The organism is Yersinia alsatica (genome assembly GCF_025133195.1).
In the GTDB taxonomy this organism is placed as follows: domain Bacteria; phylum Pseudomonadota; class Gammaproteobacteria; order Enterobacterales; family Enterobacteriaceae; genus Yersinia; species Yersinia alsatica.
This window is the reverse complement of sequence record NZ_CP104006.1, coordinates 4392546-4417827: the sequence shown is the minus strand read 5'-3', so window position 1 is coordinate 4417827 and position 25282 is coordinate 4392546. Positions and strand designations below refer to the sequence as shown.

Below are 25282 nucleotides of genomic sequence, written 5' to 3'. Positions count from 1 at the left end.
AGTAATGACACAGACTATCTTCATGGTAGGTGCGCGCGGTGCGGGTAAGACAACAATAGGGAAAGCGTTGGCGCAAGCGTTGAGGTATCGGTTTATTGATACCGACCTATTTATGCAGCAAACCTTGCAGTCCAGTGTTGCTGAGCTTGTCGCCCGTGAGGGATGGGATGGTTTTCGCTTGCGGGAAAGTATGGCCTTACAGACCGTAACTGCCGCTAAAACTGTGGTAGCAACCGGTGGTGGCGCAGTATTGTCTCAAGATAATCGTATTTTTATGCGCAATCATGGGCTGGTTATTTATCTGCGGGCCTCTGCCAATGTGCTGGCTGGGCGGTTAGCAGAAGATCCAGAAGATGCCCAGCGACCAAGTCTTACTGGTAAACCTATTGTTGAGGAAATGCTGGACGTGTTGGCGAGCCGAGAGGCGTTATATCAAGAGGTTGCTCACCATGTATTGGATGCAACTCAGTCGCCAGAAGAGGTGGTTGAACATATTTTGCAGATTTTATCTGATGAGAAAGTGAAGTAGCGGGGTGTTTCTATTTGTAGGATGAATAATTAGCCCATCTGATTGCCCGATAATTGTACGAAGCGTATAATGATAACCTACGTAATCATTTTGACGTAAATCATTTACGTTGACTCATGCCACTCAAGGCAAGGCCATTCAAGGCGGGCCGATGAAAACCTTCAAATTATTTATCCACCAACACACCAATTTTATGCCTGCTTTCTGGTCAATTTTGATTGTGGTTTTTGAAACGTCGCTGGCGCTGTATATTTTACGTAACCTCTAATTCCCCTTACTCGCTTCTTGCCCATGAACCTTCACCTATGTTGTGAAGGTGTTTGCTATTGATGGTTTTACCCGAATAGCCTCTTTTCTGGGTCGAAAAATCTGTCCGTTGCCTGAAAATCGTACGCTTTCTCGGCAACTTTGCCGGTGAATCCGGTTATGATCCCAATTCACCATAATAATCAGTGACAGAGCGTTTACAGTGACTCTAATATGAAAGCTCAATCTTGATTAAGACGCGGGTGCAAAAACTATGCTGAAATTTAATGAGTATTTTACCGGGAAAGTGAAATCTATTGGTTTTGACAGTGACAGCATTGGGCAAGCTAGCGTTGGGGTGATGGAAAAGGGCGAGTACACATTCAGTACGGCTAAAGCGGAAGAGATGACAGTGATCACCGGTAGCCTAAAAGTACTGATTCCTGGTTCATCAGGTTGGGAAGTCTTTAAGCCAGGCGAAACTTTCTACATCCCTGGGGAAAGTGAATTTAACCTGCAAGTTGCTGAGGCATCTTCATATTTGTGTAAATATTTGAGCTAATTGCTTCCTTGAATTTTGCCCTCTCCATGCCAGAGAGGGCGATATATCTCTTTAAGCGACAGTGTGTTAGTGCTGCGCCTCGCCACCTAAGGCTTCAATCAGGTTTTTAATCAGAGCGGCCAATTCACTGGTCATCAGAATAAAATCGGCATCAAAGCGCTGAGCAAAATCTTCCCGATCAATATCTTCATTCTGTTCACGCAGAGTGTCTGAGAATTTCAGGCGTTTCAGTGAGCCATCATCGGACAGCACCAATTGGATGCGCTCTTGCCAATCCAGCGCTAATTTGGTGACCAACTTACCGGCTTCAATGTGCACTGCAATTTCATCGCTGAACAGATCCTGCTTCTTACAGCGGATCACGCCGCCCTCTTCTAGAATGGCCTTTAATTCGGCTTCATCCATTAAGGTAAAACCTGCAGGCAATTCTTTGCTACGTACCCACTCGGTTAGGGTCAGCTCGATAGGATTTTCTAATGTCAGCGGCACAACTGGTAATGAACCCAAGCTTTTACGCAGTAAAGCCAAGGTATCTTCGGCCCGCTTGGCACTGGCTGCATCGACCATAATTAGGTCGTTGACAGTATCAATCCACAAGAATGTCTGATTAAAGCGACTGAATGCCCGTGGCAATAAACTGTGCAGAACTTCATCTTTTAATGAGTCTTTTTCAGTTTTTTTCAGCTTGCGATGTTGTTCACCTTCCAGCCGTTCAATTTTTGCCTGCAATTCTTGCTTAATCACCGGTGATGGCAAGATTTTCTCTTCTTTGCGCGCACAAATGACGATTTGACCATTAACCGTATGAGTTAATGCATCGCTGTGTGACCCCATCGGTGATACCCAACCGGTTTTAGCCATATCCTGACTGCCGCATGGCGTGAAGCTCAGGGCGCTTAACTGTTTTTCCATTTCGTCCGCAGACAGTGAAACTTCCCGGCTCAAACGGTAAACCATTAAATTCTTAAACCACAGCATAGTGTTATCCCTGGCTCGGGCGCGCCTGGAGCGCGCGAGTTAATCAAACGCAGGGCGGCATGATAACGAATTGAGGCGTCGGCCCCTAGTAAAAAGAATAAGAAAAAAAGGGAGCCAGCTAGCAATTCATTGAAGATTATTGCTATCTGAAGAGATTCAAACGCCACAGAATGCAAAAATGCGGGTGACAAAGATTGTGTCGCAGCGAGGTATTGTCCAAACTGAGTGAGAGGATTTGTATTAGTGCCAAAAACCCTAATTGATAGAATCTTCTGTCAAAAATATATTTGCCGATAAATTTTCTGTCTATAAAACAGAGAGCAACCCTGTCAATGAGGTGAGGCGCTATGCGCATTGGTATAGATTTAGGTGGCACCAAAATTGAAGTCATTGCTTTAGCTAATGACGGGACAGAGCTTTTCCGCAAGCGGGTCGATACTCCGCGCCATGATTATCAACAAACTTTACTGGCGATTGCGGATTTGGTTATGGATGCTGAACAAGCCATTGGGGAGCAGGGCAGTGTTGGTGTGGGGATTCCAGGCACGCTTTCTCCTTTTACCGGCAAGGTAAAAAATGCCAATTCTGTATGGTTGAATGGTCAGGTGCTAGATAAAGATTTGTCAGAGTTACTCTCTCGTCCGGTACGTCTGGCAAATGATGCTAACTGTTTGGCTGTATCGGAGGCCACCGATGGTGCCGGAGCCGGAAAACATCTGGTGTTTGCGGCTATTATTGGCACGGGCTGTGGGTCTGGTATTGCTATTGATGGGCGCGTACATGCTGGTGGTAATGGCATCGCCGGTGAGTGGGGGCATAATCCGTTACCGTGGCAAAATGATGAAGAGCGGCAGTATCAGCAAGAAGTTGCTTGTTATTGCGGTAAAAAAGGCTGTATTGAAACCTTCGTTTCCGGCACTGGCTTTGCCACCGATTACTTCCGTTTGAGCGGTAAACCTCTTAAAGGTCATGAAATTATAACCTTGGTTGAGCAAGGTGATGCGGTTGCTGAACAAGCTATTAGCAATTATGAACAGCGGTTGGCAAAATCACTGGCCCATGTAATAAATCTGTTTGATCCCGATGTGGTGGTATTGGGCGGAGGGATGAGTAATGTCGACCGATTGTATAAAACATTACCGAGGTTAATCAGCCCTTGGGTCTTTGGTGGTGAGTGCGAAACGCCAATCCGTAAAGCATTGCATGGGGATTCGAGTGGGGTGCGTGGCGCCGCCTGGCTGTGGCCTGCAATTACCCTTCGCCCTTGACGCTACAGCGTTGTTAGCTGCACTCACTTACCCGAATCACTTACTTGAGTAAGCTCATCGGGATGCGTTCGTTTGCTGCCTAGCTGTAACGCCAATGACTTTGGGTAATTTCTTACCCTGCGTTTTGAGAGCCCGAGAGTGTTGGCTAGGCCCACTTACCCGAATCACTGACTTGAGTGAGCTCATCGGGATGCGTTCGTTTGCTGCCTAGCTGTAACGCCAATGACTTTGGGTAATTTCTTACCCTGCGTTTTGAGAATCCGAGAGTGTTAGCTAGGCCCACTTACCCGAATCACTGACTTGAGTAAGCTCATCGGGATGCGTTCGTTTGCTGCCTGGCTGTAACGCCAATGGCTTTGGGTAATTTCTTACCCTGCATTTTGAGAGCACGATGGTGTTAGCTAGGCCCACTTACCCGAATCACTGACTTGAGTAAGCTCATCGGGATGCGTTCGTTTGCTGCCTAGCTGTAACGCCAATGACTTTGGATAATTTATTTAGCCTGCGTTTTGAGAACCCGAGAGTGTTGGCTAGGCCCACTCACCTGAATCACTGACTTGAGTAAGTTTATCGGGATGCGTTCGTTTGCTGCCTGGCTGTGGCCTGAATGACTTTGGGTAGTTTCTTACCCTGCGTTTTGAGGGCACGATGGTGTTAGCTAGGCCCACTCACCTGAATCACTGACTTGAGTAAGTTTATCGGGATGCGTTCGTTTGCTGCCTGGCTGTGGCCTCAATGGTTTTGGGTAATTTCTTCCCCCTCGTTTTGAGAACCCGAGAGGGTTGACTAGGCCCACTCACCCGAATCACTGACTTGAGCGAGCTCATCGGGATGTGTTCGTTTGCTCCCTGGCTGTGGCCTCAATGACTTTGGGGGCTTATATTTGTCCTGCGGTTTTGAGGCCGTAACAAGGGCGAGCTGTATTGGCTTAGTCTTGATTTACCCTAAAAATATTATCCAGGCGGCTAACACCCAGCCCGTTGATTTTTTTCACTTTAATTTGCACTGGGATTCGGTCTTTCATTGCCTCAACATGGCTAATAACCCCGATGGTTTTGCCCGACGCATTCAGGCTATCCAGGGCATCCAGTGCGGTATCCAGTGTCTCAGCATCCAACGTACCAAAACCTTCATCAAGGAACAGTGAGTCAATACTGGTTTTATGGCTGACCAAATCCGATAGTGCCAGAGCTAAGGCCAAACTGACCAAAAAGCTCTCTCCCCCAGATAGTGTGCGGGTATCACGTATAGCATCTGCCTGCCAGGTATCCACTACTTGCAGCTCTAGTGCATCGCTGGTTTTTCGTTGCAGCTGATAGCGGCCATGCAAACGACTAAGCTGGTTATTTGCCAGATAGACCAAATGGTCGAGTGTTAGACCCTGCGCGAACTTGCGGAATTTATCGCCTTCTTTGGAGCCAATTAAGTGATTGAGATAGCTCCAATCATCATATTGTTGTTGGCTACGTTCAATTTGCTCAAACAGCGCGTGCTGATTGCTACGACGAACGGCGTCGCTCTCTAGCTGATTGCGTAATTCACCTTGACGCAATGTATTGGCTTTTAACTGTGCCAGTAGTTGCTCTGACTGCTGCTGTAATAGTGTCAATTCAGAGGTTTGAGACACACCGGCAGGGCAAGCTTGGAGATATTGCTCCAATGCTTCATTGGCTTGTTGTAGTCGGATATTGGCTTGTTGCTGGCGCTCGCTCAATTGTTGCTGCCATTGCTGCAAACGTTGCCTTTCTTCTTCGCTTAGTAATGCTGCGGTTAAGGCTGCTTCATCAATGAACTCACTGTTTGCCAGTGCTTGCTGTAATTCAGTTTGGGCGGTGGCGGCGCGCTGCTGATTTTGTTGCTGCTGCTGCTCTAAACCTGCCAGTTCACCGGATATCAGGTGAAGTTGGGATTGAGCTTGTTGCAGGGCCGTCGCTGCATTCTGTTGTGCTAATTCTACTTGCTGCTGTTGCTGGCGTAGTCGCTGACGTGCCTCGGTCACATTGTCGTCGCCAAATAGGGCGTGGCGATGCTGATTGTGTTGTTGCAGCAGGATTTCAGCTTGTTGATGTTGCAGGCTAAGGACTGATAATTGGTCGACATATTCTTGCAAGTGGCGACGCTCATTTTCAATCTGCGTTTCCAGTGCTTTTTGCCCAAGTTCCAGTTGTTGTTGCTCTTGTTGATACTGATGCCAGCGCTGATTTTCTGCTTCGCGTTGTGCCAGCCAACTTTCCTGCTGACTTGTTTCAGGTATTGATAGCGAAACTGCCGCCAGAGCATCGCTGAAACTTTGGCGCATTTTTGCCAACTCATCTTGCTGGCGCTGATGTTGGGCAACCAATTGTTGGTGGGATTGCTGGGTATCTTGTTGACGCTGAAGCACCAGTGATAACTGTTGTTGATGCTTTTGTTGCAGTTGCTCTGCTTGGGCCAGCATATCTTTGGCTTGTTGATGTTGCTGGTTCAGTTGTTCATATTCGGCCAGTTTTTGCTGGCAGAACTGTTCAGACTGCTCCTGTTGTTCCAGCCAGATTGTTAACGCCGCCACGTCATTTAATGCCAATGTCAGCGCCAACGGTTTTGTCAGTGTTTGCCAGCGTTGGTGATAATCCGCCAGTTGCTGCTGGCTTTGTTGTAGCTCTTGTTCCAGACGCAACTGCTGCTGTTGGGTATTTCCTACTTGTGTACGTAATTCTGTTCCGGCGGTGAAGAGTTGTTCAACCTGAAGGCGCAGCGCCTCAACTCGTACCGCAGTTTCTGATGGTTTTACCGCTTGATACTCAGTAATCGCCGGGTGATCCACTGCGCCACATAGTGGGCAAGCATCACCTGGTTGCAGTTTGGCCCTTTCTGCTTCTAGGCGGACTATCTGCTTTTCGCGATCCAGAAGGGCTTCCAAATCCGTCAGATGCTGTTTTTGTTGTTTATATCGTTGACGTTTTTCGGCTAACTGCTGTTCCAGTTGCTTTAGCTGCTGTTGCTGACTAATTAACTGTTGCTGCTGTTTATCGTGCTGTGTCTGAACTTGCTGCGCTAGAGGGGATAATGCCGCTAATTGCTGTCGCACTGCCCGCTGTTGCTGGAGTTCACTCAACTGGTGGCGTAACTGTGCCGAGGGGTGCAACTGCTCAAGTGCCGATAGTTGTTGCTGGATGCTGCTTGCTTGCAAGTTGGCTTGCACTAATGCCGCTTGCTGCTGTTTATCCTGCTCGTTCAGTGTGGCAGTTTGCTGTTGCAAGTTGTTGAGCAACGTAACCAGTTGCTGTAACTGTTGCTCGCTTTCAACGGATTGTTGTTGCTGTATATGTAACTGACGGAATTGCTCACGCCACAAAGGTAGATTTTTTTCCCAATGTTGATGGTGAGCATTAATATGTGCATATTCAGCCAGTTGTTGCAGGCGTTGATGGGTTTGTTGCAGTTGCCGCTCATTGAGTTCTAGCTGTTGTTTACTTTGTTGCTCTTTACCTCGCAGTTGCTGTAGCTGTGTCGCAAGCTGCGCCAAGAGATGCTGTTGCTGGGTAATAAGGTTATCCAGTGGCACCACTTTTTGTTCAATTAGTGTTTCTTGCTCATGCTGTTTGGTAGCTTGCTGCTGGCGAGCTAAGTTGGCTTGCTCCAGTGCTTCAGCCAGCGGGGTAAGTTGCGCCTGAAGTTGTTGCTGTTGTTGGGCCAGAGTAGTGACACGCAGTTGTATTTGTTGCAAATCTTGCTGGCTGCGTGAACATTCTCGCAGCAAAGGACGTAGTTTTTCTGCGGGCTCACTACGGGCCAGTCGTTGCAACTCCGGCTGAGCCTGTTGGTATTCTTGCTCAATGAGTTTTTGCTGTTGCTGAAATTCCAGCAGATTTTTTTGCTGCTGCTGCCAACCGACTAGCCAGTTTATCTGTTTCTGATTGGTTTGTTGCTCTGAGGTGAGTTGCTTTTCTTGTTCGCCAAGAGCATCAATTTGTTGCGCCACAGCCAGGCGCTGCTCTTCATTCAGCAGTTCAATGCCACTGGCACGCTGATGTAAAGCATCCAGCGAGATCTTAGCCTGCTTATGTTGCTCAAATACATGCTCAGATAGCCGCCCATAGATGTCGGTGCCGGTTAACTCTTCTAATAATTCCGCACGATCATTGGCATCAGCATTGAGGAACGCAGCAAATTGCCCCTGCGACAGCATCATGGATTTGGTAAAACGGCCAAAATCCAGCCCAGTGATTGCCGCCACCATATCCAATTTGTCACGTACTTTATCCGCCAGAATTTTGCCGTCTTCGCAGAGCGCCAATTCAACTTTAGGGGCTTGCAGATTCCCTTCTGGGCTATTTTTAGCGCGGCGCTGGCTCCAGAATGCGCGGTAGCGGGTGCCTTTTACCTCAAACTCAACTTCGGCCAGTGACTCCGCTGTATGGCGGGTCATTAATTCATTCTGGCTGGGCGTGACATTCAGCCGTGGAGTCTGGTGGTACAACGCAAGACAAATTGCATCCAACAGTGTGGTTTTACCGGCGCCAGTGGGGCCAGTGATCGCGAATAATCCGTTGCTGGCAAACGGCTCAGCGGTGAAATCTATCTTCCACTCGCCTTGCAGAGAGTTAATGTTTTTCAGACGCAGGCTTAAAATTCTCATATAGATTGCTCCTCTGCGGCATCTTTGCCTTGCGTTACGTCTTCAATAACTTGATGAAACATTTGGCGCATACGCTGTTGGCGCGGCTCGGCTAAATCGGCCTCCAGTGCCAGTCTGCGCTCAAATACATCAGACACACTCAGCTCATTGAGGGTCTCTTTTTCTTGCCGGTCTATTCCGATATTGCGTTGCTCTTTACTGCGGCGTAATAACACCACTTCAACTGGGAGTTCCGCAGTTAGTGCTTGAATTCGTCTTTGGATATCAGTGAGATAGTCTTGAGTGGCAACCTCGATATCCAACCATACCGGTAAACCTTGGTGGTCAGCGAATTTAGCCAACTGTTGCTCTATCTGCGGTAAATCACCTTTGACTAGCTGCATTGGCTGAAATTGTGGAATAAACAGTGGGGTAACTGACGACAATGTTTGTTGCGTAAATTCCACCAGATAGACGCTTTTCTCCTTGCTTAACTCATCAAAACTCAAGGCGATTGGCGAGCCGCTGTAACGAATATGTTCAGTTTTGGCCACTTGCTGAGCACGATGGATATGACCCAAAGCAATATAATCCGCAGGAGGGAAAGCTTGCGCCGGGAAAGCATCCAATGTGCCGATATAAATATCGCGAACCGAGTCACTGGTCGTCACACCAACAGTAGTCAGGTGCCCGGTGGCGATAATCGGTAAGGGTAAATTTAGCTCGGAACGCCGTTCAACAGCTCGCTGATATAGCGCCTGATAGTGAGCCGCGATTGCTTCTTGCAATGCCAGTTGCTTTTGCCCGCCAGATTCACCTGCCTGACTGGTCACTAAATCACGGGGTCGTAGAAAAGGAATGGCGCACAGCAGTGCTGCGGGCTGGTGCTGGCGGTCTTTCAGAATAATGATTTGCTGATCCAGATGGCTGCTGGCACAGGAAATTACAGTGGTATTTAGATAGGAAAGCAAACCCCGTGATTCATTCAGTGTTGAGACTGAATCGTGGTTCCCCCCCAGCACCACCAACTGGCAGCCAGTGGGTTGGAGCTCGACCACAAAACGATTATAAAGCTCGCGGGCATAACTGGGAGGCGAGCCAGTATCAAATATGTCACCGGCAACGATTAGCGCATCCACCTGATTATCTTCAATTTGCTCAATAAGCCAATGCAAAAAAGCCTGATGTTCAGCAGCACGGCTTTTGGTGAAGAAATGTTGGCCTAAATGCCAGTCAGAGGTGTGAATAATGCGCATAAAACTCCCGCTATGGCAGGTTATCTTTCATAGAATGGCGCTGATTATAAACGCTGTTTGCGGGATGTCGCGGCTAAAAAGAAGCTATGGGAGAAATCTCCGAGAAGCTTCGCAAATTTGAGTGCTGTATTTTGCAATTAACATGAAATTTATCACTATGCTTATTGCTTATGATAGCGTGATGTTTTTCATAAAAATGTCACAAAACTGACGCATAATGGCTCGCGACATAACATAGTGACCACTAACTTACTGGCAGGGTTGATGATGGCAAGACGCATACTTGTGGTGGAAGATGAAGCACCAATCCGTGAGATGGTGTGCTTTGTGTTGGAACAGAATGGTTACCAACCGTTAGAAGCCGAAGATTATGACAGCGCGGTAACGCGTTTGTCGGAGCCTTTCCCTGATTTAGTGCTGTTGGACTGGATGTTGCCCGGTGGCTCAGGTATTCAGTTTATTAAGCATATGAAACGCGAAGCGCTGACTCGAGATATTCCAGTAATGATGTTGACTGCCCGTGGTGAAGAAGAAGACCGAGTGCGTGGTTTGGAAGTGGGTGCCGATGATTATATTACCAAGCCTTTTTCGCCAAAAGAGCTGGTGGCGCGCATTAAAGCGGTTATGCGCCGGATCTCACCAATGGCTGTAGAGGAAGTGATTGAAATGCAAGGATTGAGCCTTGACCCTTCCTCGCACCGGGTGATGGCCAATGAACAGGCGCTTGATATGGGGCCAACCGAATTTAAACTGCTGCACTTCTTTATGACCCATCCTGAGCGGGTATACAGCCGTGAGCAGTTGCTTAATTATGTCTGGGGCACTAACGTTTATGTAGAAGATCGCACGGTTGACGTGCATATTCGTCGGTTACGTAAGGCGCTTGAAGTTAATGGTCATGACAGAATGGTACAAACCGTCCGGGGAACTGGATATCGTTTCTCAACGCGCTACTGAGTTTTCAGTGCCGGAGAATTCGTTGTGTTAGAACGTTTATCGTGGAAAACGCTGGCTCTAGAGCTGGCTCTTTTTTGTCTGCCTGCATTATTGTTAGGTGCCTTTATCGGCTACCTTCCTTGGCTATTACTGGTTTCAGTAGTAGCGGCACTGGTCTGGAATTTCTATAACCAACTCAAATTATCTCACTGGCTGTGGTTAGACCGCAGCATGACTCCCCCCGCCGGGCGCTGGAGCTGGGAGCCTTTATTTTACGGCTTATACCAGATGCAGTTGCGAAATCGTCGGCGTCGGCGGGAATTAGCCTTGCTTATCAAACGTTTCCGCAGTGGTGCAGAATCATTACCTGATGCGGTGGTGATTACCACCATTGACGGCAATATTTTCTGGTGTAATGGATTGGCCCAGCAACTGTTGGGGTTCCGTTGGCCGGAAGATAATGGTCAGCATATTCTCAACTTATTGCGCTACCCGGAATTTAGCCAATATCTGCAACAACAAGAGTTTTCTCGCCCCCTGACCCTGCAATTGAATAATGGTTATTACGTTGAGTTCCGTGTGATGCCTTATTCTGAAGGGCAATTACTTATGGTCGCCCGAGATGTTACCCAAATGCGCCAGTTGGAAGGTGCTCGCCGTAACTTTTTTGCTAATGTCAGCCATGAACTGCGTACCCCACTGACAGTGTTGCAGGGGTATCTGGAAATGATGCATGACCAAGAGTTGGCTGGCCCATTACGTGAAAAAGCCTTAGGGACGATGCAGGAACAAACCAAGCGGATGGATGGGTTGGTAAAACAACTATTGACGCTATCACGAATTGAAGCCGCACCTAATGTGGATCTAAATGAGCAGGTGGATATTCCCCGCATGCTGAAGATGCTACAGCATGAGGTTCAGGCATTGAGTAATGGGCGTCATGAGATTACGTTTCGAATTAATGAGCAACTGAAGGTCTTCGGCAATGAAGACCAATTGCGCAGTGCGGTTTCTAACTTGGTCTATAACGCAGTCAACCACACACCTGAAGGGACTAAAATTGAGGTGTGTTGGCAGCAAACGCCGCAGGGTGCACAGTTTCAGGTTAGTGATAATGGGCCGGGTATTGGTCCTGAGCATGTTCCGCGCCTTACTGAACGCTTCTATCGGGTGGATAAAGCACGTTCAAGGCAGACTGGCGGCAGTGGGTTAGGGTTGGCCATTGTGAAGCATGCATTGAGCCACCACGATGCCCGTCTGGATGTGATGAGTGAAATCGGTTTGGGGACGCGATTTATTTTTACCTTGCCGAATCGGTTGATTGTTCCGACGGTTTTAACCGAGAATGCAGTCAAATCCTAAGACGGCACGGATACTAAATTGATGAGATGGGGAAAACTGGCGCTATTGAATGCTATGCTGTGGTTTAGCTATGGCGTTTTAGCGCAACCGACGGCGCTAGCGCCTGTGGCGAGCGGGCTGCCATCATCGTCGATTTCTGCCAGTCATACATTATCCGGTAATCTTTCCAGTGTCGGCTCTGACACTTTGGCCAATCTGATGTCTTTGTGGGCCGAAGATTTCAATCATCATTACCCCGGCGTTAATTTGCAAATACAGGCGGCGGGTTCCTCTACGGCTCCTGCGGCATTGGCTGCGGGGGCCGCCCAACTTGGCCCGATGAGTCGGTCAATGAAAGCGGCTGAAATTAATGCATTTACCCAGCGTTATGGTTATCCCCCCCTTGCCATACCTGTTGCCGTTGATGCATTAGTGGTGTTTGTTCATCGAGACAACCCATTGAATAAAATAACGTTGCCTCAGCTTGATGCTATTTTCTCGCAGAATCGCCGCTGTGGGGAGCCTCATCGCATTGTTCGTTTTGGTGAGTTGGGATTGGGGGGACGCTGGACGGATCGTTCACTGCAACGCTATAGCCGAAATTCAGCCTCGGGAACCTATGGTTTCTTCAAGCACCGAGTATTGTGTGATGGTGATTTTGTTAATAATGTCAATGAATTGCCCGGTTCTGCATCCGTTGTGCAAGCCGTGGCTGGTTCATTAAATGGCATTGGCTATGCCAGCATTGGTTTTCGTAACAGTGGGGTTAAACCGCTGGCATTGGCGGTGAATGGTCAGGATTTTGTGATGCCAACCGCTGAAAACGTCAAAGACGGTAACTATCCGTTGGCGCGTTATTTGTACATCTATATTAATAAAGCGCCGGGCCAACCGCTGGAACCTTTAACCGCAGCCTTTCTTGAGCGTGTTTTATCACCCGAAGGGCAACAACGGGTCACTCACGATGGTTATTTGCCATTGCCCCCCGAGGTGCTTAGCCATACCCGAAAAGAGCTAGGTTTTGCTGATTAAAATGTTAATGGGTGGCTATAAATGATACAAATCATATGGCGTGTATTTCTCTAAATCTGGCATGATTGACTGGTTTGAAAAGATTGTCTGGATGAAGACTCTGCTTTTGTGATCCTGACTTGCCTTTCTCCGCTATAAACGGTCTACTTACCGCCGTTGTTGGCCTATTCCACCTGCAAATAACTTCAAAAACACTGCATACTGACGAAATAGATTGCTTATTAACCGCCGGAGTTTGCGTTTATCAGAGCTTTATATCGTTTCGATCACATCGGAAAGGCCACAACGTAGAACTTTTTCTTTTGGTCATTTAACTAGGCAACACACACCACTATGAGTCATCGTTTATCGTCTAAAGATATTATGGCATTAGGTTTTATGACCTTTGCCTTATTCGTTGGAGCTGGCAACATCATCTTCCCACCGATGGTTGGTTTACAATCGGGTGAACATGTTTGGTGGGCTGCTTTGGGCTTCCTGATTACTGCGGTTGGATTACCGGTGATTACCGTTATCGCACTGGCTCGTGTGGGCGGCGGTATCGATGCCCTGAGTACGCCAATTGGCCGTGGTGCGGGTCTGGTTCTGGCTACCGTCTGTTATCTGGCTGTCGGACCCCTGTTTGCGATCCCGCGTACCGCCACTGTTTCCTTCGAAGTGGGTATTGCACCTTTGACCGGTGATGGCCCGCTGCCGCTGTTTATCTATAGCGTGGTTTACTTCGCGCTAGTTATTGGAATTTCGCTGTATCCGGGGCGTTTACTGGATACCGTCGGGCATATTTTGGCCCCGCTGAAAATTTTGGCGCTGGCTATTTTGGGTATTGCCGCCTTGATTTGGCCTGCTGGCCCGTTGATTCCGGCAACTGATGCTTACCAACAAGTGCCATTTTCCTCAGGTTTCGTTAATGGCTATTTGACCATGGATACCTTAGGTGCTCTGGTCTTCGGGATAGTTATCGTCAATGCCGCGCGTTCACGTGGTGTTGTATCCCCGAGGCTGTTGACGCGCTATACCATCTGGGCGGGCTTAATTGCCGGTGTGGGTTTGACACTGGTTTACCTGAGCTTGTTTAAGTTGGGTTCTGGCAGTGGCAGCCTGACACCTGATGCCCAAAACGGTGCCGTGGTATTGCATACTTATGTTCAGCATACTTTCGGTGGCTTGGGGAGCGTGTTCCTGGCAGCGCTGATTTTCATCGCCTGTATGGTCACTGCGGTTGGCCTGACTTGCGCCTGTGCTGAATTCTTTGCTCAATACCTGCCATTGTCATACCGGACGCTGGTCTTTATCCTCGGTATCTTCTCAATGATGGTATCGAATCTGGGGCTGAGTCATCTGATTCAGATCTCTATCCCAGTGCTGACGGCGATTTATCCACCTTGTATTGTGCTGGTACTGATGAGTTTCACCTTGCGTTGGTGGCATCACGCCTCACGTATTGTGGCGCCAGTCATGTTGGTCAGCTTGCTGTTTGGTATTCTGGATGCGGTAAAAGCGTCCACATTCGCGCATTTCCTGCCGGAGTGGACCCAGCATCTACCATTGGCTGAACAAGGTCTGGCATGGTTATCGCCTTCACTGCTGGTATTCGTCGTCGTAGGGTTGTACGATCGGCTCTGCTGTCGCCAGGAAGTTGCTGCCAAGCAATAACTGCACAGTCATAGGATATTTTTAGCCACGGCTCATCCCCGTGGCTTTTTGCTGAAAAAAGACGGGACAATGTTCATGGAATTACCAGTCAAAAATAAGCTGAAACGCGGCCTGACGACACGCCATATCCGTTTTATGGCATTAGGGTCTGCAATAGGTACCGGCTTATTCTATGGTTCGGCTGATGCAATAAGAATGGCTGGGCCCAGTGTATTATTGGCATATCTTATTGGTGGCGTGGTGGCATTCATCATCATGCGTGCCTTGGGCGAAATGTCAGTCAATAATCCGCAAGCCAGCTCTTTCTCTCGTTATGCACAAGATTACCTTGGGCCAATGGCGGGTTATATCACCGGTTGGACCTATTGTTTTGAGATCCTGATAGTCGCTATTGCCGATGTGACTGCCTTCGGTATCTATATGGGGGTCTGGTTTCCAGATGTACCTCATTGGGTATGGGTATTGAGTGTCGTCCTTATTATTGGCGCTATCAATATGATGAGTGTCAAAGTATTCGGCGAACTGGAATTTTGGTTCTCATTCTTTAAAGTTGCCACCATCATCATCATGATTCTGGCCGGTGTTGGCATCATTATTTGGGGTATTGGCAACGGCGGGCAGCCGACCGGTATTCATAATCTATGGACCAATGGCGGCTTCTTTAGTAACGGTTTTGTTGGCATGATCCTGTCATTGCAACTGGTGATGTTTGCCTATGGCGGTATTGAAATTATCGGTATTACTGCCGGTGAAGCCGAAAACCCGAAAAAATCCATTCCCAAAGCGATCAACTCCGTGCCGTGGCGTATTCTGGTGTTTTATGTCGGTACACTGTTTGTCATCATGTCTATTTATCCGTGGAACCAAGTCGGCACGAACGGCAGCCCATTTGTTCTGACCTTCCAGCACATGGGAATTACCGTGGCGGCGGGTATCCTGAACTTTGTGGTTATCACCGCTTCGTTATCTGCCATTAACAGTGATGTGTTCGGTGTTGGGCGCATGCTGAATGGGATGGCTGAACAAGGCCATGCACCAAAAGTCTTTGCGGCCATCTCCAAGCGCGGCGTACCGTGGGTCACGGTGTTGGTCATGATGTTTGCCATGTTAATTGCGGTCTACCTCAATTACATCATGCCAGAGAATGTGTTCTTGGTTATTGCCTCGCTGGCGACCTTTGCTACTGTCTGGGTGTGGATTATGATCCTGTTCTCCCAGATTGGCTTCCGTCGTTCGCTGAGTAAAGATCAAATTAAGGCACTGGATTTCCCGCTGCGCGGCGGCACTTTTACCTCAGTGCTGGCAATCATTTTCCTGGTATTTATTATCGGCCTGATTGGTTGGTTCCCAACCACCCGCATTTCACTGTATGTCGGGTTGGTGTGGATTGCAGTGTTGCTGGTGGGCTATTACTTCAAAGTCAGTCATCAGAAGAAACAAGCAATCGCCGTGAAAGAAGCTGAGTAAGACTAAATTAAACTCAATTTAAAGCCGGGAGATTTCCCGGCTTTTTCTTATCTCCGCCACCTTGAAGTTCACTGAGTCTCTAGTTTTTGTCTCTCTGATATCCTAATCAATCTCTCTCCGCCCCCGGCCTCATCCCTGATATTTATGCCGACAGATGATGGGCTGCATCCAATAACATGGCACTGTTTATATCGATTAATTATTTTACGGGTGAATGTGTCGCGGCGCTAATGTCTGCACCAGATAGCCTTAACAGGAATGGTTTTGGTTAAAGCAGGAGAGTTTTATGCTTAGTGGTTGGCATTTACCGGTTACGCCTTTTGTTCGTCAGCAAGGCGACGCATTACACATTACTTTATGGTTGCAGGGTGACAATTTGCCCGAGCAGGTTTTCTTACGCTGTGAGCCAGATAACGAAGAGTGGCTGCTTAGCATGAAGGGGCAGCAACGTGATGGCTTTTGGTGTTATCGCGCGAAACTAGCTTTACACGAAGGCCAGCCGACACGGCGCTATTGCTTCAAACTGTTGTGGCATGATGATCAGCAGTGGTTCGGCCCGCTGGGCTTTTCAAAAGTACCGCCCGCGCAATTGGCCCAGTTTGCCATCGATCTGCCTGACAGTGGCCCGGATTGGGTCGCTGACCAGATTTTTTATCAGATATTCCCCGACCGTTTTGCCAGTAGTCAGGGTGAACATGGCGTGCAGGAGGGCAGCTATACCCACCATGCCGCCGGTGTTTCCGTCTCACGCCGTGAATGGCAACAGCCATTGGATGATACCAATGCGGCCTCGACATTCTATGGGGGTGATTTGGCCGGTATCAGTCAAAAAATCCCGTATTTGCAGCAATTAGGTGTTACTGCGCTGTATCTGAACCCGATTTTCACCGCCCCCAGTGTCCATAAATATGACACACAAGATTATTACCAGGTTGACCCTCATTTCGGGGGCGAGCCAGCTTTTCTACAATTACGCCATGCCACGCGTGAGGCCGGGATCAAGTTAGTTCTTGATGGCGTGTTTAATCACACCGGCGATTCCCACCATTGGTTTGACCGTCATCAGCAAGGTGAGAATGGCGCTTGCCACCATCAGGATTCGCCTTATCGCGGTTGGTTTAATTTCTTCCCTGATGGGCGGGCGCTGGATTGGAAAGGCAATGCCAGCTTACCAAAGCTCAACTTTGCCAATGAAGGTGTGGTGAATCAAATTTATCGTGGCGCAGATAGTGTGGTTCGCCATTGGTTAAAACCGCCATACAGCATTGATGGCTGGCGGCTGGATGTGGTGCATATGCTGGGGGAAGAGGGCGGAGCAAAAGGCAATTTACGCCATCTGGCCGGTATCTATCAGGCCGCGAAAGAAGAGAATCCTCAAGCTTATATGTTGGGGGAACACTTTGGTGATGCCCGTAACTGGTTGCATGCCGGAGTGGAAGATGCGGCAATGAACTATATGGGTTTTGCCTTGCCGGTGCGCGGCTTCTTGGCTGGTCAGGATGTTGCCTATCATCCGATAAAACTGCAGGCTGAAGATTGCGCCTATTGGATGGATGAATATCGTGCTGGATTGCCTCATGGCCATCAGCTGCGTGCATTTAACCAGTTAGACAGCCATGATACCGCCCGTTTTATCACGCTGCTCAATGGTGATAAAGCCCGCATGCAAATGGCGCTAGTATGGTTGTTTAGCTGGATTGGTGTGCCTTGCTTGTTTTATGGCGATGAGATTGGCTTGGATGGCGGCAATGACCCGTACTGCCGTAAACCTTTCCCGTGGGATAAAGCGCTATGGCAAGAGGACCTGCTGAAACTGTGCCAGCGAATGGCGGCCTTGCGACACAAAAGTATGGCGCTGCGGCGTGGAGGATGTCAGGTTATTCATGCCAATGGAGATTCTCTGATATTTATTCGTAGCTATCAGCGTGAGCGGGTGATGGTGGCCATACAACGTAGCCGCGATACCGATATTTTATTGCCGCGCTCGCCATTACTTAATGTTACTCAATGGCAGTGCATTGAAGGTTCATCTGAACTGAATATCACAGACGGCGGTATCAATTTGCGGCTGTGTGGCGAGAGTGTCACATTGTGGCGCGGGGTTGGTGAGCACTAACTTAAGAACTGTTACCAAAGTGCGAGATATTAAAAGCGGCCAAGCGCCGCTTTTCCTTTAGGTGAGATACTATATATAAGACAGTTGTAGAGAGTTATAACAGGTAGAAATTGTTGCCAGCTAACTTCACCGAAGGGAAAATGATATGAGCACAACTAAAAGACAGGCATTGATCATTGGAGCCTCTCGGGGCTTGGGTCTGGGTCTGGTTGATGAACTTAATCGCCGTGGATGGTCAGTGACTGCGACAACACGTGGTGCAGCGAAAGATACCAGCGCGCATGCGGCTCACTGGTTGACATTAGATATCAATCAACCTGAAAGTATTAAAGAGTTTTTACCCCAAGTTGAGGGCCAGAAGTTTGACCTGATATTTGTTAATGCGGGCATTTCTGGGCCAGAGCATCAATCTGCGATTGAGGCTAAACCAGAAGAGATCCTCGAATTGTTCCAAACGAATGCAGTTTCACCCATTCGTATTGCCCAACTTCTGCTAGCACAACGTAATCCAACCCACAGTGTATTGGCCTTTATGTCGTCTCAATTAGGTAGCCTTGATCATAATGCTTCCGGTCATAAGCCTTTATATTCAGCAAGTAAGGCTGCATTGAATATGATGACGCGTAATCTGGTTGCCGAGGTGGCCGACCCATCGCTAACCGTTTTATCCATTCATCCGGGGTGGGTAAAAACTGATATGGGAGGAGATGCCGCGCCATTGACCATTGCTACCAGTGTGAAAGGGGTGGTTGATCAAATTGAACACGCTTCCGGTAAGGGTGGGCATGGCTTTATTGACTATCAGGGGCACACATTGCCTTGGTGATATAATTTGCGGGTAAATTCCCCCATCGATGCATTGATGGGGGATGAGTCATAATTTACATATTAGTAACCGATAGCAGCCCCAGCCGGGCGACGGACATCATTGGCTCCATACAAATAGCCTTCACGGACTTTGCCGGAGACGGCAGAATCATTCCCTGAGTTGGCAGGACTCACCCCTTCAACACCAGCCAAACCGACTAAAATCAGCTCAGCAGCGCCCCATGGATTCTGCTCAACCATTTTATATCCCATTGTTTTCAGCAGATTAAGGCTATCTGCGGAAACACCGCGCTGCTCGTAGTAAACCTCGTCTGGTAACCACTGATGATGGATACGTGGCGCATCCACTGCCTCTTGTGGTGCCATACCGTGGTCAATTACGTTCAATGCTGTTTGCAGGGTTATTGTAATGATCCGCGAGCCACCTGGTGACCCTAAAACCATAAATGTCTTACCATCTTTGGTCACTAACGTTGGGCTCATCGACGATAGTGGGCGCTTACCGGGGGCGATGGAGTTGGTTGCTCCCTGAACTAAACCATACATATTTTGCTCGCCGACTTTGACCGTAAAGTCATCCATTTCATCATTCAGGAAAAAGCCAGTACCGGGGGCAATCACCACGGCACCAAAGCGGCCATTAACTGTGTAGGTGGTAGATACTGCATTACCTTCATGATCGACAATCGAATAGTGGGTTGTTTCCGGTTTTTCATGCGGCTGCATACCCGGCTGAACTTCTACTGATGGCGTCGCTTTATTGGCGACAATTTGCTTACGAATATCAGCGGCATAACTTTTGCTCAGCAGGTGGTCAATTGGGTTCTTAACAAACTCCGGATCGCCGAGGAAAGTATTGCGATCCATATAGGCATGGCGCATGGCCTCTGTCAGCGTATGAATGTAAGCCGCAGAGTTAAAGCCCATGCTTTTCAGGTCATAGCCCTCAAGGACATTTAATGTTTCACATAATGTCACCCCACCCGAGCTAGGCGGCGGGGAAGAGACGAATTTATAGCCACGATAACTGCAAGTGATAGGGGCGGTTTCGGTGATTTTATAGTTGGCGAAATCGGCTGCGGTAAGAATGCCGCCGCCTTTTTTAGCCGCTGCTTCAACTGCTTGCGGTATTTTCCCCTGATAGAAAGCATCCGGTCCTTTTTCAGAAATAGCCGTCAGAGTCTCTGCCAGATCCGCTTGAATCAGGCGATCTCCCGGTTGCAGCGCTTCTCCATTTGGGCGCAGGAAAATTCGAGCAGATTCAGGGTCTTGTCGGAAACGTTTGACGGTTGTGTCCAGAATGTCAGTATCGGCACGAGTCAATATAAAGCCCTCGCGGGCCAGTTTGATTGCTGGAGCCATCACTTGCTGACGTGTCAATTTGCCGTATTTCTGCTGGGCACTGTCCATACCCAACACGGTGCCCGGCACGCCTGCGGCCAAATAGCCATATAAACTGGCATCTTTGGTGACTTTGCCCTCTTTATCCAGATACATATCAGCACTGGCTGCGGCAGGTGCAGTTTCACGGAAGTTTATAAATGTGTCAGTTCCATCGGCTAGGTGAATGGTCATAAAACCTCCCCCGCCAATATTGCCGCAGCAGGGATTCACCACCGCCTGTGCGTAACCCACAGCCACCGCAGCATCAACCGCATTGCCACCCATTTTTAAAATATCCGTCCCAACCTGTGAAGCCAGATACTGGGAGGTTACCACCATGCCATTTTTTGCCTCTACCGCCGGTGTTGAGGCCGCATGTAGCGTACCACTGACCAACAAAGCCAATATAGCCAAGGGTTTGTTCCATTTTTTTAAATGCATTCTGACTCCTGTTATTTCCTGTCCGCCAGGGATTACCCGGTCATTTTTGTCTGGCAGCTTAAAAGTGCTGCTTATGGAATGTGCGAAACACATACCAGTAATAATTAATAGCAGAATAAATGTTTGTGGCAGCTAATTAATTGGCGGCGGAAGGTGGCTGAGTCAGTTATGCACGAGCTAATAGGTTGATTTTTGCTCAGTGAGAATTAAATTAAATGAAAACAACTGATTGAAAATAAAGCGATCTGCTTAAGGAAGATAAGGTGGGATTAGAACTAATAATTATATAGACTTCGTGGCGGGTGCTTGAAGCTGTCTGCTTTAGGTGCTTATTTCAGGTTGAGAGTAGACAGAGAAAAGCCCCGTATCAATGTTAATTAATACGAGGCTCTCTGTAATACCCAGCAGTATTACGGTAGCCTTTTCCCCGCCGAAAGGCAAGGCAAGGAGGCTTGATATGTTGCCACAAAATACGCTTGTTTGGTGCCTATTGATTGTTTGCATAACAGTTCTGGCATTTACATTAATTACGCATAAATCACTGTGTGAATTACGCCTAAAAGATGGAAACAAGGAAGTTGCGGCCATTTTAGCTTACGAATCTGAAAGGTAAGGCAACTGGGCGGGGAGTGATTCCCGCCCTTCGTTGTCAGGGTAGCCATTTTATGGTTGGTTGCAGCTTTCAAGCACCCATTTTAATGTTTATGAACTTAAGTTATATCAAAATAAAAAAGCCAGTCAGCGAGAACTGACTGGCTTTATATCCCCCGAATAAATCAGGGGAGGCATAAACTGTTATTACAGTTTAGAGGCGTTTTCTGACAGATATTTAGCAACGCCATCTGGAGATGCGCCCATACCTGCTTTACCTTTTTCCCACTGAGCAGGGCAAACATCACCATGTTCTTCGTGGAATTGCAGCGCGTCAACCATACGCAGCATTTCGTCAATGTTACGGCCCAGTGGCAGGTCGTTAACCACTTGGTGACGAACTACGCCGTTTTTGTCGATCAGGAAAGAACCACGCAGTGCAACGCCAGCATCTGGGTGCTCAATACCGTAGGCTTTCTGAATTTCACGTTTGATATCAGCAACCATTGGGTATTTAACTTCACCAATACCGCCTTTATCTACTGGGGTTTTACGCCATGCGTTGTGTACAAACTCGGAGTCAAAAGAAACACCTACAACTTCAACGCCACGTTTCTGGAATTCTTCGTAACGGTGGTCGAAAGCGATCAACTCTGAAGGACAAACGAAAGTGAAGTCCATTGGCCAGAAGAACAGGACGGCAGGGCGGCCGTTCAGGTGTTTTTTCAGGTTGAAGTTTTCAACGATTTCGCCGCTACCAAGAACAGCAGCTGCTGTAAAATCAGGGGCTTGACGAGTTACCAGAACCATAAATTACTCCTGTTAATAGGGATGGATTAACCAGTTGTCTTAAAAGTATCGGCACAGCATAGGTATTTAAGCTCAATGAATAAAGGGATAAATACCGATTGCTGTGATAGCTTTTACCTATTGTTACAACGATTTTAGTTTCGTAGTCTTGCTAAGATACCCATTCTTGCAGAAAGAGCAAGTGACTTAGCGTTAATAGCCACACAAACTAAAATGTTTTAATCTATATCTGCTTGTGTTGTGCCTGCACCATCATGGCAGGATAAAATGCCCAGAACAGTTGTTCTAGCGGCTGATAGTGTTGTTCTATGTCGTGAAAAGAACCCGCGAGGGCTGCCAGCTTAGGTCGTCGATTTGCCATACCTTGTAACACATCAGCTATAAAGGGTAGCTCAGCGTAGCGCTCCAGCCAACGCTCAGGCCACAGATAAGCATTTAGGTTCTGGAAACGCGCCGGTGTCTGCGGCAAATGCGGCAAAATTTGGTGTTGCGCGTGTTCAATAAAATCGGGTAAAGAGTAACCAGGCACCAGTTTATCCCAGTTGCGGGCAAGAAAATGATCCCACAAAACATCCAGAGTAATAGGGGCCACCCGACGATAATCAGCGCTGAAATAGCCACGGGCTTCTTTCACCAACGGCAAGGTATCGGTCATAACATCAACGCGACGATGCATCATTATGCCAGCGACAATGTCAGGGGAATATTCACCCTGTGGATTACCGCGGACAAAGTCGGCCAATAAATTGCCCAATAAAGAGCTGTCAGCCAATGTTGCGAGATGAAGGTGAGCGAGAAAATTCATGAACGGAGTATATACCTTTATTACTTTAAGTTGCAGCCTGCCCTTGGGGGCTCTAGACTAGCGGCCTGTTTTTATGAACCGCCCCATCATTCTTGTTGGCCGGGTCTGTCCTTATATTATGAAGTGGAAAGCCATGCGTGTTGCCGATTTTTCTTTTGAGCTCCCGGAATCTCTGATTGCCCATTACCCCCAGCCCCAGCGTAGCGGTTGCCGCTTATTATCGCTGGATGGCCCTACGGGAAGGTTAACGCACGGTATTTTCACCGATTTGCTGGATAAGTTGGAGCCAGGCGATCTGCTGGTATTCAATAATACTCGGGTTATTCCCGCGCGCCTGTTTGGTCGTAAAGCCAGTGGTGGCAAGCTGGAAGTGCTGGTAGAGCGGGTTCTGGATGATAGCCGCGTGCTGGCCCATGTAAAAGCCTCGAAAGCGCCTAAACCCGGTGCTGAGTTGCTGTTGGGGGATGATGAAAGCATCCGAGCGACTATGGTGGCGCGCCATGACACTTTATTTGAGCTACGTTTTGACGATGAGCGGGATGTTTTCACCATCCTGAATCTGGTCGGTCATATGCCCTTGCCTCCTTATATTGATCGCCCTGATGAAGATGCTGATCGCGAACTGTACCAGACAGTATACAGCCAGCGTCCAGGGGCCGTCGCAGCACCAACCGCCGGGCTACATTTTGATGAGCCGCTGTTGGCAGCGTTGCGTGAGAAGGGTATTGAGATGGCCTTTGTCACCTTGCATGTTGGCGCCGGGACATTCCAGCCAGTGCGGGTCGATACCATTGAAGAGCATATTATGCACTCCGAATATGCAGAAGTGCCTCAAGAGGTAGTAGATGCAGTTCTGGCCTGTAAGGCTCGTGGTAATCGTGTGGTCGCTGTGGGTACCACATCAGTCCGTTCATTGGAAAGTGCCGCTAAGGCCACCGAGAACGGCCTTATTTCCCCTTTCTTTGGTGATACTCGCATCTTTATTTACCCGGGATATCACTATCAGGTCGTGGATGCTTTGGTCACCAACTTCCATTTGCCTGAATCAACATTGATAATGTTGGTTTCTGCTTTTGCTGGTTATAAAAATACCATGAATGCTTATCAGCAGGCAGTTGCAGAACAATATCGCTTTTTCAGTTACGGTGATGCAATGTTCATCAGCCGTAATCCACGGGCACCGGAAGAGACGGTCAACCCGTAAATTTTAGGTCACACTCGCTGTGTGATCCGGCAAAACAACATTGGACTGTTTTTCCGATGCTGGAGGTTATGTGAAGTACGAATTACAAAAAACTGACGGGCGTGCTCGTCGTGGTCGTCTGATATTTGAACGTGGTGTCGTTGAGACTCCGGCATTTATGCCAGTGGGTACTTATGGCACCGTAAAAGGGATGACGCCGGAAGAAGTCAAAGAGACGGGCGCACAGATCTTGCTGGGCAACACCTTCCACCTTTGGTTGCGTCCGGGCCAGGAAATCATGAAGTTACATGGTGACTTGCATGATTTTATGCAATGGCATGGCCCTATTCTGACTGATTCAGGCGGCTTCCAGGTATTCAGCCTGGGTGCGATGCGCAAAATCAAAGAAGAGGGGGTGACGTTCCAGAACCCAATCAACGGCGATAAAGTATTCCTTAGCCCAGAAAAATCGATGGAAATTCAGTACGATCTCGGCTCCGATATCGTGATGATTTTTGACGAATGTACCCCATACCCTGCAGACTGGGATTATGCCAAGCGCTCGATGGAAATGTCACTGCGCTGGGCTGCCCGTAGTCGCCAACGCTTTGATGAACTGAACAATAAAAATGCCTTGTTCGGTATTATTCAGGGTGGCGTTTACGAAGATTTACGAGATGTGTCAGTAAAAGGGCTGGTAGATATCGGTTTTGATGGTTACGCTGTGGGCGGCTTGGCGGTAGGTGAGCCAAAAGAAGATATGCATCGTATTTTGGAGCATGTTTGCCCGCAGATTCCAGCGGATAAACCACGTTACCTCATGGGCGTGGGGAAACCTGAGGATTTGGTTGAAGGTGTACGTCGTGGCATCGACATGTTCGACTGTGTAATGCCGACACGTAACGCTCGTAACGGCCATCTGTTTGTCACCGACGGTGTAGTAAAAATCCGTAATGCCAAGCATAAGAGTGATACTGCAACGTTGGACGAACACTGTGATTGCTACACTTGTCGCAATTATAGTCGTGCCTACTTGCATCATCTCGACCGTTGCAACGAAATACTGGGTGCACGGCTAAATACCATTCATAACCTGCGTTACTACCAACGCTTAATGGCGGGTTTACGTCAGGCTATTGAAGAGGGTAAATTAGAGAGCTTCGTCGAAGATTTCTATGGCCGAATAGGGAAACCTGTTCCACCATTATTATCTTCAGAATTAAGCGTTTGATTTTAAAATTATTTTCTTTGTATTTATAG

19 protein-coding genes are annotated in these 25282 nt (G+C 48.2%); 13 read left to right on the top strand and 6 right to left on the bottom strand.

Annotated elements, in window-relative coordinates; translation table 11 throughout:
• Positions 1-4 precede the first annotated feature (4 nt).
• Together aroL and ppnP are read left to right on the top strand one after the other, a co-directional pair.
• Positions 5-529, top strand: a complete 525-nt coding sequence (aroL, locus tag N0H69_RS19980) for a shikimate kinase AroL (protein ID WP_050110039.1) — start codon at positions 5-7, stop codon at positions 527-529.
• Between the two features lie 520 nt (positions 530-1049).
• Positions 1050-1337 (top strand): pyrimidine/purine nucleoside phosphorylase, encoded by a 288-nt coding sequence (ppnP, locus tag N0H69_RS19975; RefSeq protein WP_050110038.1) that lies wholly within the window; start codon positions 1050-1052, stop codon positions 1335-1337.
• 66 nt (positions 1338-1403) lie between these two features.
• On the opposite strand, the gene rdgC is transcribed toward ppnP, so the two are convergent.
• Positions 1404-2315, bottom strand: a complete 912-nt coding sequence (gene rdgC / locus N0H69_RS19970; RefSeq protein WP_050110037.1) for a recombination-associated protein RdgC — start codon at positions 2313-2315, stop codon at positions 1404-1406.
• A 347-nt stretch (positions 2316-2662) separates the two neighbouring features.
• Between rdgC and mak the strand changes: the two genes are divergently transcribed.
• The gene (gene mak, locus N0H69_RS19965) at positions 2663-3583 is read left to right on the top strand and encodes a fructokinase (RefSeq protein WP_050110036.1); all 921 of its coding nucleotides are present in this window, start codon (positions 2663-2665) and stop codon (positions 3581-3583) included.
• Positions 3584-4511: 928 nt separating this feature from the next.
• Here mak and N0H69_RS19960 read toward each other — a convergent pair.
• Positions 4512-8201 carry an AAA family ATPase gene (locus tag N0H69_RS19960; RefSeq protein ID WP_050151572.1) on the bottom strand — a complete coding sequence of 1230 codons (3690 nt, stop codon included), beginning with the start codon at positions 8199-8201 and terminating at the stop codon, positions 4512-4514.
• Positions 8198-9436, bottom strand: coding sequence for an exonuclease subunit SbcD (gene sbcD / locus N0H69_RS19955; RefSeq protein WP_050151571.1), 1239 nt, complete (start codon positions 9434-9436; stop codon positions 8198-8200). Before sbcD ends, N0H69_RS19960 begins: the two co-directional genes overlap by 4 nt.
• Positions 9437-9703: 267 nt before the next feature.
• On the opposite strand from sbcD, the gene phoB reads away from it, so the two are divergent.
• The 7 genes from phoB (at position 9704) to N0H69_RS19920 (ending at position 18807) form a co-directional block, all read left to right on the top strand.
• On the top strand, positions 9704-10393 hold the full coding sequence (phoB, locus tag N0H69_RS19950) for a phosphate response regulator transcription factor PhoB (protein WP_050108991.1): 690 nt from the start codon (positions 9704-9706) through the stop codon (positions 10391-10393).
• Between the two features lie 24 nt (positions 10394-10417).
• Positions 10418-11734 carry a phosphate regulon sensor histidine kinase PhoR gene (gene phoR / locus N0H69_RS19945; protein ID WP_050108990.1) on the top strand — a complete coding sequence of 439 codons (1317 nt, stop codon included), beginning with the start codon at positions 10418-10420 and terminating at the stop codon, positions 11732-11734.
• A gap of 21 nt (positions 11735-11755) precedes the next feature.
• A complete protein-coding gene (locus N0H69_RS19940; RefSeq protein ID WP_050151570.1) occupies positions 11756-12745 on the top strand; it encodes a PstS family phosphate ABC transporter substrate-binding protein in 990 nt (329 codons plus the stop codon).
• 333 nt (positions 12746-13078) lie between these two features.
• On the top strand, positions 13079-14398 hold the full coding sequence (brnQ, locus tag N0H69_RS19935) for a branched-chain amino acid transport system II carrier protein (protein ID WP_050151569.1): 1320 nt from the start codon (positions 13079-13081) through the stop codon (positions 14396-14398).
• Between the two features lie 75 nt (positions 14399-14473).
• Positions 14474-15865, top strand: a complete 1392-nt coding sequence (proY, locus tag N0H69_RS19930) for a proline-specific permease ProY (RefSeq protein WP_050133599.1) — start codon at positions 14474-14476, stop codon at positions 15863-15865.
• Between the two features lie 286 nt (positions 15866-16151).
• Complete coding sequence (gene malZ / locus N0H69_RS19925; protein WP_050151568.1) at positions 16152-17981, top strand: maltodextrin glucosidase; 1830 nt, start codon at positions 16152-16154, stop codon at positions 17979-17981.
• Between the two features lie 145 nt (positions 17982-18126).
• A complete protein-coding gene (locus N0H69_RS19920; protein ID WP_050108985.1) occupies positions 18127-18807 on the top strand; it encodes an SDR family oxidoreductase in 681 nt (226 codons plus the stop codon).
• A gap of 62 nt (positions 18808-18869) precedes the next feature.
• Here the strand turns inward: N0H69_RS19920 and ggt are convergent, their stop codons facing one another.
• A complete protein-coding gene (ggt, locus tag N0H69_RS19915; protein WP_050108984.1) occupies positions 18870-20633 on the bottom strand; it encodes a gamma-glutamyltransferase in 1764 nt (587 codons plus the stop codon).
• 457 nt (positions 20634-21090) lie between these two features.
• Here ggt and N0H69_RS19910 point away from each other — a divergent pair, with 457 nt between their 5' ends.
• On the top strand, positions 21091-21246 hold the full coding sequence (locus N0H69_RS19910) for a type I toxin-antitoxin system Hok/Gef family toxin (RefSeq protein ID WP_050099201.1): 156 nt from the start codon (positions 21091-21093) through the stop codon (positions 21244-21246).
• Positions 21247-21431: 185 nt separating this feature from the next.
• Here the strand turns inward: N0H69_RS19910 and N0H69_RS19905 are convergent, their stop codons facing one another.
• Both N0H69_RS19905 and N0H69_RS19900 read right to left on the bottom strand, forming a co-directional pair.
• The gene (locus N0H69_RS19905; RefSeq protein ID WP_004707520.1) at positions 21432-22034 is read right to left on the bottom strand and encodes a peroxiredoxin C; all 603 of its coding nucleotides are present in this window, start codon (positions 22032-22034) and stop codon (positions 21432-21434) included.
• A gap of 223 nt (positions 22035-22257) precedes the next feature.
• Complete coding sequence (locus N0H69_RS19900) at positions 22258-22839, bottom strand: acyl carrier protein phosphodiesterase (protein WP_050108983.1); 582 nt, start codon at positions 22837-22839, stop codon at positions 22258-22260.
• A gap of 133 nt (positions 22840-22972) precedes the next feature.
• Here N0H69_RS19900 and queA point away from each other — a divergent pair, with 133 nt between their 5' ends.
• Positions 22973-24043 carry a tRNA preQ1(34) S-adenosylmethionine ribosyltransferase-isomerase QueA gene (gene queA / locus N0H69_RS19895; protein ID WP_050109010.1) on the top strand — a complete coding sequence of 357 codons (1071 nt, stop codon included), beginning with the start codon at positions 22973-22975 and terminating at the stop codon, positions 24041-24043.
• A gap of 70 nt (positions 24044-24113) precedes the next feature.
• Positions 24114-25253 (top strand): tRNA guanosine(34) transglycosylase Tgt, encoded by a 1140-nt coding sequence (tgt, locus tag N0H69_RS19890; protein ID WP_050108982.1) that lies wholly within the window; start codon positions 24114-24116, stop codon positions 25251-25253.
• Positions 25254-25282 lie beyond the last annotated feature (29 nt).